Source organism: Streptomyces sp. NPDC030222 (genome assembly GCF_055573115.1).
Genome location: NZ_JBVICA010000003.1, coordinates 169,895 through 183,299 on the forward strand (window position 1 = coordinate 169,895; position 13,405 = coordinate 183,299).

A 13,405-nucleotide genomic window follows, 5' to 3' on the forward strand; every position below is an offset into this window, starting at 1 on the left:
GTCAGTGACCTCCGATCGCGGCGGCATCGTGCAGTAGACCGGTGAGCGGGCCGGTCGTGACACCGAGGGCGGCGCAGGCGACGAGCCCGAGGGCAAGGGCCCACAGGGCCCCCGCTCCGGACGGCGCCGGGGCGGGCGCGGGTGACGGGCCGAGGAGCATACGGGCGGTACGGGCAGCGAGCGCGGCGAACGCGGCCAGCACGAGCAGCAGGGCCACCGCCGTCACCCAGCCCATCCCCGCGCCGAATCCGGCGCGCACGATGCCCAGTTCGGACGCGAACAGCGCGAACGGCGGGAAACCGAGCAGGGCGAGCACGGCGAGACCGAGGACACCGCCCGGCCACGGCAGTCGGGCGAGCAGTCCGCGCACCCGCCCGACGAGCGTGGTCCCGGTCAGGCGCAGCACGTGCCCCGAGGCGCAGAACGCGACCGCCTTCGCGAGCCCGTGCCCGGCGATGTGCAGCAGCACCGCGGCGCGGGCGAGCGGCGTGCCGATCGCCGTGCCGAGCGCGATCAGGGCCATGTGCTCCATGCTCGAATACGCCAGCATCCGCTTGTAGTCCCGCTGGGCGAGCAGCAGGGCCGTGGCCAGGGCCAGGGTCACCAGGGCGATCCCCGCGAGCAGCAGCCGCGTCCAGCCCTCCCCCAGCGCGGTGTCGGCGATCACGTCGTAGCGGAGGACCGCGGAGAAGGCGACGGACAGCAGCACGCCCGACATCAGGGCGGAGACCGGGGCGGGCGCCTGGCTGTGGGCGTCGGGCAGCCAGGCGTGCAGCGGTACGAGGCCCGCTTTGGCGCCGAAGCCCAGGATCACCAGGGAGACGCCCAGCCGGGTGACGGACGGGTCGAGCGCGCCGGCGTGGGCGACGAGGGTCGGCCAGTCCAGGGCGTGCGACTCGTCGACGCCGGCCTGCCGGGCGGCGTAGTACACGAGCACCGTGCCGAGGAAGGCGAGTGCGATCCCGGCGGAGCAGATCACGACGTACTTCCAGGCGGCCTCGACGGAGGCGCGGGTACGCCGGTGACCCACCAGGAAGGCGGTCACGATCGTGGTCGCCTCGACCGCCACCCACAGCACGCCGAGGTTCGCGGTCACCACGGCCAGGCACATGGCTCCCAGGAACGCCTGCACGAGCGCGTGGAGCAGAGCCGTACCGCGCGCGGAAAGTCGCTCCCCGGACCCGTACGACGGAAGCGAGGCACAGGCGATCAGCGCGACCGCGCCGATCACGAACAGCATCCACACCGTGAGCGCGTCGGCCCGCAGCAACCCGCTGAAGGCCGCCAAGGCCCCGCCGCGGGGCAGGGCGACAGCGAGCAGCACCCCGCACACCAGGACCGTGAGCGGGGACAGCAGCCCCCACCAGGCAGCTGCCGGTGCGGGACCCCTCTCCGGGGCGCGCCGCTCCGGCTCCGGCAGCGCCGTTCCGGCAAGGACGGGTACGGGTACGGGGCGCGCCGCCGCCACCTGAGCGACCTGGGGTCGCGAGCGGGCGAGGGCGAGGGCATGGGCGCCGGCCACGGCGCACGGGACGACGACGGGCGCGGTCAGGGCAAGCGCGGTCGAGGTGGCGTCCATCAGTCGTGCAGCTCCCGCAGATCGTCGAGGTCGGTCGTTCCGAACGCGGCCCGCATCCGGGCGGTGAGCAGCTGGAGAACCAGGACAGCGAGCAACACGTCGAAGGAGACGCCGAGTTCGACGATGAGCGGCACTCCGGACGTGGCGAGGAAGGCGGTCGCGGTGATCCCGTTGTCCAGCAGCAGGAAGCCCACCACCTGGGAGAGCGCCCGGCGCCTGGTGACCAGGACGAAGAACCCGATCAGGACCACCGTGAGCCCCACCGGCAGGGCGCGGGTCGCCGGGGTCGGATCCAGCTCGACGAGGGGCCGCGCCACGGCGTAGGCCAGCAGGGTCAGGACCGCTGCCGCGAGCAGCGAGGCGGCCACGTTCACCAGGGGCCGGGTCTCCCGGGTCTCCGCGTTCCCCCGGTCGTACGGACGGCGGTCCACCGTCGGCGCGGACAGGGCCCGTCGCATCAGATACGGCAGCACTCCCGCGCGCAGCACCCCGATGCCCACGGCCACGACCACCAGGTCCACCCGCCCCTCGTGCACGCCGAGCAGCACCGCGACAGCGGCCAGCGCGACGCCCTGCAGCGCGAAGACCCGTACGATCGCGGCGAGTTCGCGGTGCCACAGGACGACCACGGCGGCCAGCAGGAACGCCCCGCACGCGAGGTTCAGGAGCTGTGTGTACGCGCTGTCGCTCATGCCCGCTCACTCCCCGCTCAGGAAGTACGAGGCGGCCACCGCGAGCAGCGCCAGCAGGAACGAACCGGCGAGCAGTTCGGGCACGCGGAACAGCCGCAACTTCGCCCAGAACACCTCAGCCGCCGCCAGCGCCGCCCCCAGGACCGCGACCTTCACCGCGAACACCACCAAGGCCACCACCAGAGCGGCCACCGACGCGGAGGTGGCGACGCCCCACGGCGCGAACAGCGAGGCGAACAGCCCCAGGAGGACCGTCAGCCGCATCTGCGCGCCCAGCTCCACGAGGGCCAGGTCGCGGCCCGCGTACTCCAGGACCATCGCCTCGTGCACCATGGTCAACTCCAGGTGCGTGGACGGGTTGTCCACGGGCAGCCGCCCGGTCTCGGCCAGCACGGCGATCGCGAGTGCGGCCGCGGCGAGCAGCCCGGCGGGGGAGGCGAGCCGGTCCGGCTCCCGTACCGCGCCGTCGACGATGGCCGGCAGATTGGTGGTCCCGGCCGGTATCGACAGCGCCAACACGGCCATCAGCAGGGTCGGTTCGACGAGCGCGGCGATCGTCATCTCCCGCGAGGATCCCATGCCGCCGAAGGCCGTGCCCGTGTCCAGGCCGGCCAGCGCCAGCGAGACCGTGCCGAGCGCGAGCAGTGCCACGACCAGGATCAGGTCGGCCCGCCCCGCGACCGGGCTGTCCGTCGAGAGCAGGGGCACCAGCGCGGCGACCACCAGGGTCGTCGCCACCAGCAGCGCCGGCGCCGTACGGAAGGCCGGGCCCGTGCCGACCGGGGTGATCGGCTCGCGGCGCAGCAACTTGCGTGTGTCCCGCCACGGCTGGAGCACACCCGCGCCCGCACGCCCCTCCAGCCGGGCCCGTACCTGCCGCATCAGTCCGGTGAGCAGCGGCGCGCCCGCGACGACCGCCCCCACTTGGGCGGTGACCGCCGCGTATCCGATCGCGCTCACCAGCCCACCACCAGCACCACGAACAGGGTCAGCAGGCCGACGAAGCCGTAGCCGAGGTAGAGGTGGACGCTGCCGCCCGCGAGGCGTCGCGCCGTCCGCCCCGTCCGGGCGAGCAGGCCGAGCACCGGCTCGTACAGGCGGTGCTCGATGCGGTCGGGCACGCGGTTGCGGAAGCGGACCCGCTCGACCAGGTAGGCCGACTCCCGTGTGTGCGTCACGTCCACGTCCTGCTCCGGGGCCAGGACGTCGTCGAAGACCCGCTGGAGCGGTTCGGCGAACGAGGTCGCCGTGTAGGCCATGCGCGGGGTGGGCGCACCACCGCCGCAGTCCCACAGCCGGGCGCTCCCGCGCCGCCGGGCACCGTACAGCCGTGGCAGGGCAGTGGCCGGCAGCAGTGCCCCGGTGAGGGCGGCCACCACCCACAGCGGCGACAGCGAGGCCGAGACGGCGTCCAGCCGTACCCCCAGGCCGCCGCCGGTCACCGCCGCCGCTCCGGGCGCCCCGGCGGCGGTCACGGCCCGGTCGAGGCCGGGGCCGAGGAGCCCCGGCACGAGGGCGAGACCCGCGCAGGCCACTGCGAGGAGGCCCATTCCGGCGAGCATCAGCGGGGGCGACTCGTGCGCGCGGGCGGCACGCGGGTCACGCGGCCGGGCGAGGAAGCCGACGCCGAGCGCCTTCACGAACACCGTCGCGGCGATTCCCGCGGAGAGGGCGATGAGCCCGACCGACAACGGCAGTACGACCGCCACGGCCACGCCCGGCAGCTCCAGGCCGTGGATGAGCGACTGGAGCAGCAGCCATTCGCTGACGAACCCGTTTCCCGGCGGCAGCGCCATCGCGCCCAGCGCGCCCAGGGCGAAAAGCGCCGCCGTCACCGGCATCCGGGCCCGCAGGCCGCCGAGCCGGTCGAGGTCCCGTACCCCCGTGGCGCGGACCACCGAACCGGCCACGCCGAACAACAGGGCCTTGAAGGCGGAGTGGTTCACCACGTGCAGCAGGGCCGCGGCCAGTGCGAGCGCCGACAGGGAGCGGTCGCCGGAGGCGGCGAAGAGCCCCGCCGCACCGGCGCCGACGAGGACGAGTCCCAGGTTCTCCGCCGTGGAGTAGGCGAGCAGCCGCTTCAGGTCCGAGGCCATCGCTGCCTGCAGGATCCCGTACACGGCGGAAAGCCCGCCCACCGCCATCAGCCCGATCCACCACCAGGCCGGGCCGCCGCCCAGCAGGTCGAAACCGGTGCGGACGATCCCGTACACCCCGAGGTTGACCATGGCCGCGCTCATCAGCGCCGAGACCGGGCCGGGCGCCTCGGGGTGGGCCCGGGGCAGCCACGCGTGCAGCGGCACGGCACCCGCCTTGGACGCGAACGCGGCACCCGTGAGGACGAACACGGTGCCCCTTGCGGCCGGCGCCATCTCGCCGGCGTGCCGCCGGAGCTCCCCGAAGTCCTCGCCCCCGGCCCGGGCGGCGAACAGGGCGAATCCCGCGAGCAGCAGCACCAGGCCGAGATGCGTCATCACCGCGTACCAGACACCCGCCGACCGCACCGCCGCCCGCTCCCGGTGCTCCACGAGGACGAGAAGGAGCGAGGACAACGCCATCAGCTCCCACAGCAGCAGGAACGTGGACACCGAGGCCGCGGCCGGGACGAGCAACAGGGTCAGGGCGAAGAGCGGGAGGACCGCCTGGGCGGTTCGGGAGGCCAGGCCGCGGGCGCCGTGCCCCGAGGCGTAGCCGATGCCGTAGACCGCCACCGCGGCCACGACCGAGCCCGCCACCGCCATGAAGAGCCCCGACAGGGCGTCCACCGACCAGACGGTGCCCGCCAGGGGCAGCAGGCCCGGCAGCCGGGTGGACCACGCCTCCCCGCCGAGAGCCGCGATCCCCGCCGCGCAGCCGGCGGCACCGACCCCGGCCGTGCACAGTCCGGACACGACCAGGCGTGAACGCAGGGGCAGCACGGCGCCCGTCAGCGCTCCCGTGCCGCTGAGCCCGGCCGCCACCCAGAGACCGGCCGTGATGATGCTCACCGGCCGGTCACCCGCCGCAGAGCCGCGACGATCGCCGCCGGCTCCGGCGGACATCCGGGCACGGCGAGATCGACGGCCACGACGTCGCCGACCGCGCCTTCGATCCCGTAACCCCCGGCGAACTCACCGCAGTCGATCGCGCAGTCGCCGACGGCCAGCACGATCGGCGGTTCGGGCATGGCCTGGACGGTGCGGCGCAGCGGCTCCGCCATGTTGCGCGTCACCGGCCCGGTGACGAGGGCGACGTCCGCGTGCCGGGGCGAGGCCACCAGCCGGGCGCCGTAGCGCTCGGCATCGTACACCGGGTTGAAGGCGGCGGCGATCTCGATCTCGCACCCGTTGCACGATCCCGCGTCCACGCACCGGACCTGGGCCGAACCGCCCAGCCGACGGGCCTGCGGCAGCACGCCGCCGTCGGGCGCGGGTGGCGCGGGCTCGGCCACCCGCCCGGTCGTACGGATCTTGCGCGACAAGCCCATGCGCACCCCTCCCGCGTCGTCGCGAGGACTCTTCCGAGGCGGCTAACGGAGTTCTCCGCAGCCGGAGTTACGGCACTTTTCTTGCGCTTTGCGTGCTTTATTGAGATTTTGTCCCGGCGGACCAGCGGACGGAGATCACAGCCGTCCCTCGTGGTCCCCGTCCGCGGGCCTCTTCACGAGGGATGACGGCCGCCCCTGGCACGCGGAGTGCTGTCCATGTGCGGCGCAGGGGCGACCGCCGGTCATTGGTTGGCCGTTCCGGCGGGCGGTTTCGCCTCCGGCGTGGCGGCGCGCAGATCGGCAAGGAGTTCGGCCTGCCCCGCCAGGACGCCGGAGAGGATCGAGCGGGCCACCGTGAGGAGCTCGGCCACCTGCGGATTGGTCAGGGAGTAGTACACCCCTGAGCCTTCGCGTCGTGCGGCGACCAGGTTCGACCGGCGCAGCACCGCGAGCTGCTGCGAGAGGTGCGCGGGCTCCACGCCCACCTCGGCCAGCATCTCCGCCACTGCGTACTCGCGTACGCTCAGCAGCTCCAGGACCCGGATCCGCACGGGGTGCCCCAGCGTCTTGAAGAACTCGGCCTTCAACTGATACAGCGGCGCGCTCACCTGGCGCACCCCCGCCCTGCGAGGAAGACCGCTGTAGCGTCGTACGGTCGTCGCCGTGCCCGCACTGTGCATCGCATCCACCCGGAACTCTTCACCATGGGGACCATCCTCGTGCCTTCGCAACGGTCTGACGGTCTCTGGAATTGCTAAGATTAGCAATTCCTGAATGTGTTGAGAGGGAGGTTCCGTGAGAATCCCACGTCTGCGTGGCGGCGGCGCATTGCTCAAGTGCCCCTCGTGCCGCCTCAAGTGCCTGCCCGCCGCCGTCGGCCCCGAGGGCTCGTGCCCCCGCTGCGGACACGAACGCCTGTTGAGCATGGACATCGACGCCGGGTGGCTCCGGCCCGCCAGGACGGGGAATTCCGACAGGACGGGGAATCCCGGCCGTCCGTGACGGGGCGGATCCGCGGCGCGCTCACGCTGTTTCGCGTCGTGGGCCGCCCGTCCGCGTGCCCGGCCACTCGTCGCTGCACCACTCGCGCTGCTCGTCGCCGCGGTTGCGGTGAGCGGTGAGCGCGGTGGGCAGGTCGCAGTGGACCGGGATCTCCGGGTGGTCGCCCGTGGGGACGAGGGAGCCGTCGGCGGGGATGGCGGCGAGTTCCAGGCCGCGGCCTTCGCTCGCCAGGCGGCGGGCGGCCTCCGCGACGGCGTGCTGGCCACCGGCCGACCAGCCGCGCAGGCTGGTGAGGTCGAGGATGACCGGTCCGGTCCCCCGCGCCAGGACCCACCCCACGGCACCGTCGAAGCGTCCGACCGCGTCCGCACCGAGATACCCGGCCAGGGACAGCACGCCCAGTCCGGAGTGGGTGGTGTAGCGCCATTCGATGGTCATCGTCGTTGCCTTCGTCTTCACAGGGGGAGGGTGATCCATACGCTCTTGCCGCCGCCGTCCGCGTCCTTGCGCACGACGCAGGTTCCGCCTGACCCGGCCAGCACCTCGGCGATCGTGGCGAGCCCGCCCGTCCCGCCGCTGACGGCGCCGAGGACACCGGGGTGGTAAGGGTGCCGGTCGTGCACGGCGAAGGCGATGGTGTACTCGCCCGCGGCGAACGTGACGGAGAGATGAGGGGAGGTCGCGGCGGCGTGCCGGACGCTGTTGGTGACCAGTTCGCTCAGGATCAGCAGCGCCGGCCCCATCGCGGGGTGCGACGCGGCGATGCCCCACTGGCCGAAGGCCGTCTCGGCGGTCTCGCGCGCCAGCCGCACCGTCGCGGGAACCGTGGGGGCGGTCATCACGTGCCGGTGCGGGAGCGACTCGACGCCGGCGGTCACGTCGGCGTCACCGTCCCCAGACGGTATCCGGTCACGGTCTGCGGGGTGATGCGCAGCAGAGTGTCGTGCGGCCCGTATGCCCACCCGGTCAGCGTGCGGGAGTAGTGGGCGGCCTCGGCGGGGTCGGTGACGGCCTCGGAGGGACCCGACACCGTAACGCTCCAGCCCGTGTCCGCGGGCAGCCGGATGTCGTCGGCCTGGTAGGTGAGCACGGGCCGTCCGGCCGGCAGATCGGCCTGGACGGGGCCGCGGACGATGAGCCGGCCGTACTCCAGGACGTGTACGGCCGGCCGGACGACGGCCTGGTCACGCTGGACGTAGACGAGGCGTCCGCGGACGGCGCCTTCGAGGAGCCACAGCGCCTCCGAGCCGGAGACCTCGACCATGCGGCGGGTCCTGGGCGTGGTCATCGGACGGGCTCCTCGGCGGTCGTGCGGGTCGGCTGGGCGGGTACGGCGGCCAGCACGCCCGTGCCCTGGAGGTGGGCGCGTGCTCCGGCGATCGCCTCGGGTGTGGAGGCGTACTCCCGTCCGCCCTGCCGCAGCAGGTCGAGCGCGCCGACGGAGTCGAGGGCCTGGCGCTGGTCCGGCCGTATGCCCGAGGTCATGACGACGATGCCGCGCCGGTTCAGCTTCTCGACGGCGTCCTTGAGGACGAGCGCGCCGGTGGCGTCGACCGTGGTGACGCGGGACATGCGCAGGATCACGACCCGGACGTCGGCGACCTCGGAGAGTTCGAGGAGGAATCGGTGGGCGGCGGCGAAGAACAACGGGCCGTCGATCCGGTACGCCACGATGTGCTCGGCGAGCAGTGCGTGTTCCTCGTCGCTGTGCTCGCCCGGCAGATCGGGGCGGAAGTCCACCTCGGCGAGCCGCGCCTGCTGCGCCACGGCGCGCAGCGCGAGGGCGCCGGCGACGACCATGCCGATGATCACCGCGTAGACGAGGTCCAGGGCGAGGGTGGCGACGGCGGTGAGCACCAGGACGACGGCGTCGGCGCGGGTGGCCTTCGCCATGGCGCGCAGCGAGCCGACTTCGACCATGCGGACGGCGGTGGCGAGCAGGACACCGGCGAGCGCGGCGAGCGGGATCTTCGAGACCAGGGGAGCGGCGGCGAAGACGATCGCGGCCAGCACCGCCGCGTGGGTGAGGGCCGCGAGGCGCGACGAGGCTCCGGTACGAACGTTCACCGCGGTACGGGCGATGGCGCCGGTCGCCGGGACGCCGCCGAACAGGGGCGCGGCCAGGTTCGCGAGCCCCTGCCCGAACAGCTCGCGGTCCGGGTCGTGTCTCTGCCCCACCGTCATGCCATCCGCGACCTGCGCGGAGAGGAGCGATTCCAGGGCGGCGAGGGCGGCGACCGCGACCGCCGGTGCCAGCAGCGAGCCCACCTGTGAGAGGTCGAGGAAGGAGAGGGAGGGGACGGGCAGCCCGGCCGGCAGATCGCCGATGGGCGCCGCCTGGCCGAGGTGGAACACCTGAGCCACGACCGTGGCGACGATGACGGCGACGATGGAGAACGGGACGGTCGGCCGCCACCGGGCCCCGACCAGCATGACGGCGGCGACACCGAGCGCGAGTGCCACGGCGGTCCAGTTGGGCGCCTTGACGAACTCCTCCAGGGCCCGCCAGGTGACCATGAGGACCCGGTCGCCCTCGGGCTTGGCGACACCGAGCGCGTTCGGTACCTGCTGGAGACCGATCACCAGCGCGATGCCGAGGGTGAAACCCTCCACCACCGAGGCGGGGATGTACGCCATGTACCGACCGGCCCGGGCCACGGCCAGGCCGACGACGATCAGCCCCGCGATCAGCCCGACGGTCAGGACACCGCCCGGTCCGTACTGGGCGACGATGGGTACGAGGACGACGGTCATCGCCCCGGTCGGGCCGGACACCTGAAGATTGGAACCGCCGAAGAGGGCGGCGAGCGCACCGGCCACCACAGCGGTCGCGAGGCCGGCCTCCGCGCCGAGACCCGAGGAGACCCCGAACCCGAGCGCGAGCGGCAGCGCCACGATGGCCACGGTCAGACCGGCGAGCAGATCACGGCGCGGGTTGCGGCCCATGGCGGAGAAGTCGGCCCGCGTGGGCAGCAGGGCCCGCACTCTGCGAAGAACGGCATTCACCGGGCTGCGACCTCGGCCTCCCGGAGCTCGGCGAGGAGCTCGCTCTGTCCGGCCAGCATCTCCGTGAGGATGCGCCGCGCGGCCTGCATCAGGTCGGCGACGTCCCCGCCCGCGAGCCGGTAGACCACCGTCGAACCCTCGCGCGTGGACGTCACGATCCCGGACCTGCGCAGGACGGCCAGCTGCTGGGACAGAGCCGGCGGCTCGACCTCGATCGCGGCGAGCAGATCGCGCACGGCCATCGGCCCCTCCTGCAGCAGTTCGAGGACCCGGATGCGTACCGGGTGCCCCAGCATCCGGAAGAACTCTGCCTTGGCCTGGTGCAGCGGAACCGACACGGCCCTCGCACTCTCCTCATCGCCCCGCACACGGCGAGGTCATCGATTGGTGCTGTGCCCGCGGCTACCTGCGAACACAGCAAACCCATCATGTAACGAATTGCTGAATTATGCAATTAACGGAGATGCTCATGCGGGTCCGAGGGTGTGGCTCAGGCCTTCTTGACCACGCTGGACTTGAGCTGCATGGGACCGAAGCCGTCGATGCGGCAGTCGATGTCGTGGCCGTCGACGCCGTCCACCAGCTTGATGTTGCGCACCTTGGTGCCGGCCTTGATGCCGGTCGGGCTGCCCTTGACCTTGAGGGTCTTGACGACCGTGACCGTGTCGCCGTCGGCGAGGACGTTGCCGACGGAGTCCCTGATCACCTTCTCGGCGCTGCCGCTGTCGGCCGCGTCGGCGGTGGTCGACCACTCATGGCCGCATTCGGGGCAGACGAGCAGTGCGCCCATCTCGTAGGTGTAGGCGCCGGAGCACTCGGGGCAGGGGGGAAGATTCTCGTTCACGCGACCATTTTACGTTCGAGCAGGCGTCCCTCCTCTCGTCCTCGGCCGCCGACCGCGCCACCGTCCGCCCGGCTGTCCAGTCCGTTTCCGGCCGATCCATTTCGGGCGCCCGTACGAGCGGTCATACCAGAGCGGGACGCCGGGCGTGGAAGTTTGGCAACTGTGCACCGAGGGTGAGCGAACCGCCACTACTGTGGGTTGCCGGTGATCAACGCGCTTTCGCACCACCGAAGTTGGACGCGCGTCCGTTCACCGTGCCGAACGCATGCCTTTGCACTGCGTCGCACCAGCGCACATACCCCACGCCGACCCCGGACCCCCGTACCGAGGACGCTGAATGTCTCACCTTCGCGCACCCGTAGCGCGGCCCGACCGCCATGAGGGCGGGCGACACGGCAGGCCCGCAAGCCGACCGCAGCCGCCGGCGGGAAGTCCGCCCGCCCCCGCCGACCGGTCACGGCCCGTGCCCCCCACGCCGCCGGAAGCCCGTATACGCCCTCAGCTCCTGCGCACATCGGTGCTGCCCGCCGTGGTGGCCACCCTCAGTGGCGCCGCCGGCGTCACCTTCGCCCTTCAGTCCGACGACAACGGTCCGTCGGGCGCCCTCTGGGCGGCCCTCGCCGGCACCGCGCTGCTCGCCTTCGCCGCGGTCGCCGCCGCCGGACTCGGAGCCGACCGCATCGCCAAGACGGTCGTCGACCGCTGCAACGCCCTGCGCCGCCGCAGCGCCCGCCATCAGTCGGACCTGCAGACCGTCGTCGAGCAGCTCAGGCGTGGCGAGATCCCGCCCGCCCCGCGGACCTCCCGGCCCGCCCCACCCGGCGGCGACGAGTTCGAACTGCTCGCCCAGGAACTGGGCAGGGCCCAGGACGCCGCGATGACGGCCGTCGTACAGGCCTCCCAGCTGTCCAGCAGCACCGGCAACGACCAGAAGGTCGAGGTCTTCGTGAATCTCGCCCGGCGCCTCCAGTCCCTGGTGCACCGGGAGATCCAGCTGCTCGACGAGCTGGAGAACGAAGTCGAGGACCCGGAACTGCTCAAAGGGCTCTTCCACGTGGACCACCTGGCCACCCGGATCCGCCGGCACGCGGAGAACCTCGCCGTCCTCGGCGGCGCCATCTCCCGGCGGCAGTGGAGCCACCCGGTCACCATGACCGAGGTACTGCGTTCCTCCATCGCCGAGGTCGAGCAGTACCCCCGGGTCAAGCTCGTTCCCCCGATCGAGGGAACGCTGCGCGGACACGCGGTCGCCGACGTCATCCACCTCCTCGCAGAACTGGTCGAGAACGCCACTCTGTTCTCCGCCCCGCACACCCAGGTGCTGCTCCGCGCCCAGCGCGTCACCGCCGGCCTGGCCGTCGAGGTGGAGGACCGGGGCCTGGGCATGCCGGCCGCCGAACAGAGCAAGATGAACGCCCTGCTCACGGACCCCGACCAGGTCAACGTCGCGCACCTCCTCCAGGACGGGCGCATCGGCCTCTTCGTCGTCGCCGCGCTGGCCCGCCGCCACGGCATCGCGGTCCGGTTGCAGAGCAACATCTACGGCGGCGTGCAGGCCGTCCTCGTGCTGCCCCTGGGGCTGCTCGGCCCCGACCAGGACGGATTCGTCGACCAGGACGGACTCACCGGCCGGGACGGATTCACCGGCCAGGAGGACGGACTCACCGGCCAGGACGACGTCCCGGGCACGATCCCGGCCGCCACCACGGCCGCGACCACGGAGCCCGCCGCCAGGAGCGACGCGGGCGCAACCGGCAACGCCGAGCCGTCCGGTCACGGCTCCGCCGGTGAACCGGGCCTCATCGCTCCGCCCACGACCCCGGCGGCACCCACGGCCGGTCCCGTGCAGACCTCGGCACTGACCACGATGACCACGGGGCCGATGTCCCACGGGCACGCCGACTTCCCGCCGCTGTCGTACGACATGACCGGGCCCGCGCCGATGCCGCCGCCGCGCCGTCCGCGCCACGACGAGACCCCGGACGGCCCCGGCGTCGCGCCCCTCCCGGTGCGCGACGTCCACGGCGACCGCGTCAACCCCGCAGGGGCACTTCCCGGCCCCGTCCACCACGAGCCGTCCCCCGCCCCGCGGGTACTGGAGAGCCACGCCCGTGGCGCGGACATCGCACCGCACCACGACCGGGCCACCCGCCCCGGCACGGACGACCGCCCGCTGCTGCCCCGGCGCCGTGCCCAGGAACACCTTGTCCCGCAGCTCAGGGAAGCGCCGCAGCCGCGTCGCGACGACGAGCACACCCTGCACGACCCCGGTCTGATGGCCGCCTTCCAACGCGGCATCGGTCTTGCAGAGACCGGACACGACGGCAACGAACACCTTCCGAACCCGGCGGACGCCGACCACTCCAAGGAGTAGATGAACCATGGCGAGCGAAGTACCGACCGGACAGGCCGCCGACCTCGACTGGCTGTTGAGCGGGCTGGTCCAGCGTGTGCCCTACACACGCAACGCGGTCCTGCTCTCCTCGGACGGCCTCGTGAAGTCGGTCCACGGGCTCGACCCGGACAGCGCCGACCACATGGCCGCCCTGGCCTCCGGGCTCCATTCGCTCGGGCGCAGCGCCGGCGCACGGTTCGGTGACGGCGGGGAGGTCCGGCAGGTCGTCGTGGAACTCGACTCCACCCTGTTGTTCGTCTCCACCGCGGGCTCCGGCACCTGCCTCGCGGTGCTCGCCGGCCGGGAGGCCGACGCGGCGGTGCTGGGGTACGAGATGGCGATGCTGGTCAAGAGCGTCCGTCCGTATCTGGTCACCCCGGCGAGGCAGCCGACCGGCACGCCCACCGCACCCCGCAGGTGA

General features: G+C 72.9%; 14 protein-coding genes. 2 read left to right on the top strand and 12 right to left on the bottom strand.

The genetic code is table 11. The annotated features are described in order from the left end of the window. Position 1 precedes the first annotated feature (1 nt). From ACZ4Z5_RS05580 to ACZ4Z5_RS05635, 12 genes are all read right to left on the bottom strand, one after another. Entirely contained in the window at positions 2-1,579 is a 1,578-nt protein-coding gene (locus tag ACZ4Z5_RS05580) for a proton-conducting transporter transmembrane domain-containing protein (RefSeq protein WP_468257030.1), read from the bottom strand. Continuing rightward, positions 1,579-2,271: a hypothetical protein gene (locus tag ACZ4Z5_RS05585; protein WP_468257033.1), complete on the bottom strand. Its 693-nt coding sequence runs from the start codon at positions 2,269-2,271 to the stop codon at positions 1,579-1,581. The genes ACZ4Z5_RS05580 and ACZ4Z5_RS05585 overlap by 1 nt, the downstream gene beginning before the upstream one ends. Positions 2,272-2,277: 6 nt before the next feature. Beyond that, the gene (locus ACZ4Z5_RS05590; protein WP_468257036.1) at positions 2,278-3,231 is read right to left on the bottom strand and encodes a respiratory chain complex I subunit 1 family protein; all 954 of its coding nucleotides are present in this window, start codon (positions 3,229-3,231) and stop codon (positions 2,278-2,280) included. After that, entirely contained in the window at positions 3,228-5,258 is a 2,031-nt protein-coding gene (locus ACZ4Z5_RS05595) for a proton-conducting transporter transmembrane domain-containing protein (protein WP_468257039.1), read from the bottom strand. The genes ACZ4Z5_RS05590 and ACZ4Z5_RS05595 overlap by 4 nt, the downstream gene beginning before the upstream one ends. Then, positions 5,255-5,737, bottom strand: coding sequence for an NADH-quinone oxidoreductase subunit B family protein (locus tag ACZ4Z5_RS05600; RefSeq protein WP_468257042.1), 483 nt, complete (start codon positions 5,735-5,737; stop codon positions 5,255-5,257). Before ACZ4Z5_RS05600 ends, ACZ4Z5_RS05595 begins: the two co-directional genes overlap by 4 nt. Before the next feature lie 242 nt (positions 5,738-5,979). Beyond that, positions 5,980-6,345: an ArsR/SmtB family transcription factor gene (locus ACZ4Z5_RS05605; protein WP_468257045.1), complete on the bottom strand. Its 366-nt coding sequence runs from the start codon at positions 6,343-6,345 to the stop codon at positions 5,980-5,982. Between the two features lie 415 nt (positions 6,346-6,760). Further along, on the bottom strand, positions 6,761-7,177 hold the full coding sequence (locus ACZ4Z5_RS05610; RefSeq protein ID WP_468257681.1) for an STAS domain-containing protein: 417 nt from the start codon (positions 7,175-7,177) through the stop codon (positions 6,761-6,763). 17 nt (positions 7,178-7,194) lie between these two features. After that, positions 7,195-7,617 (bottom strand): ATP-binding protein, encoded by a 423-nt coding sequence (locus ACZ4Z5_RS05615; RefSeq protein WP_468257048.1) that lies wholly within the window; start codon positions 7,615-7,617, stop codon positions 7,195-7,197. Next, positions 7,614-8,027, bottom strand: a complete 414-nt coding sequence (locus tag ACZ4Z5_RS05620; protein ID WP_468257051.1) for a pyridoxamine 5'-phosphate oxidase family protein — start codon at positions 8,025-8,027, stop codon at positions 7,614-7,616. The genes ACZ4Z5_RS05615 and ACZ4Z5_RS05620 overlap by 4 nt, the downstream gene beginning before the upstream one ends. Next, on the bottom strand, positions 8,024-9,685 hold the full coding sequence (locus ACZ4Z5_RS05625) for a SulP family inorganic anion transporter (protein ID WP_468257683.1): 1,662 nt from the start codon (positions 9,683-9,685) through the stop codon (positions 8,024-8,026). The genes ACZ4Z5_RS05620 and ACZ4Z5_RS05625 overlap by 4 nt, the downstream gene beginning before the upstream one ends. Positions 9,686-9,741: 56 nt before the next feature. Continuing rightward, positions 9,742-10,083 (bottom strand): ArsR/SmtB family transcription factor, encoded by a 342-nt coding sequence (locus tag ACZ4Z5_RS05630; protein WP_468257054.1) that lies wholly within the window; start codon positions 10,081-10,083, stop codon positions 9,742-9,744. A 152-nt stretch (positions 10,084-10,235) separates the two neighbouring features. Further along, positions 10,236-10,589 carry a zinc ribbon domain-containing protein YjdM gene (locus ACZ4Z5_RS05635; RefSeq protein ID WP_468257057.1) on the bottom strand — a complete coding sequence of 118 codons (354 nt, stop codon included), beginning with the start codon at positions 10,587-10,589 and terminating at the stop codon, positions 10,236-10,238. A 463-nt stretch (positions 10,590-11,052) separates the two neighbouring features. Here ACZ4Z5_RS05635 and ACZ4Z5_RS05640 point away from each other — a divergent pair, with 463 nt between their 5' ends. Together ACZ4Z5_RS05640 and ACZ4Z5_RS05645 are read left to right on the top strand one after the other, a co-directional pair. Continuing rightward, positions 11,053-12,963 carry a sensor histidine kinase gene (locus tag ACZ4Z5_RS05640; protein ID WP_468257060.1) on the top strand — a complete coding sequence of 637 codons (1,911 nt, stop codon included), beginning with the start codon at positions 11,053-11,055 and terminating at the stop codon, positions 12,961-12,963. Positions 12,964-12,970: 7 nt separating this feature from the next. Beyond that, on the top strand, positions 12,971-13,405 hold the full coding sequence (locus ACZ4Z5_RS05645) for a roadblock/LC7 domain-containing protein (RefSeq protein WP_468257062.1): 435 nt from the start codon (positions 12,971-12,973) through the stop codon (positions 13,403-13,405).

Coding starts and splice junctions, on each gene's coding strand:
- ACZ4Z5_RS05580 (WP_468257030.1), bottom strand. CDS start 1,579: ATGGACGCCACCTCGACCGCGCTTGCCCTGACCGCGCCCGTCGTCGTC.
- ACZ4Z5_RS05585 (WP_468257033.1), bottom strand. CDS start 2,271: ATGAGCGACAGCGCGTACACACAGCTCCTGAACCTCGCGTGCGGGGCG.
- ACZ4Z5_RS05600 (WP_468257042.1), bottom strand. CDS start 5,737: ATGGGCTTGTCGCGCAAGATCCGTACGACCGGGCGGGTGGCCGAGCCC.
- ACZ4Z5_RS05610 (WP_468257681.1), bottom strand. CDS start 7,177: ATGACCATCGAATGGCGCTACACCACCCACTCCGGACTGGGCGTGCTG.
- ACZ4Z5_RS05620 (WP_468257051.1), bottom strand. CDS start 8,027: ATGACCACGCCCAGGACCCGCCGCATGGTCGAGGTCTCCGGCTCGGAG.
- ACZ4Z5_RS05625 (WP_468257683.1), bottom strand. CDS start 9,685: ATGGGCCGCAACCCGCGCCGTGATCTGCTCGCCGGTCTGACCGTGGCC.
- ACZ4Z5_RS05645 (WP_468257062.1), top strand. CDS start 12,971: ATGGCGAGCGAAGTACCGACCGGACAGGCCGCCGACCTCGACTGGCTG.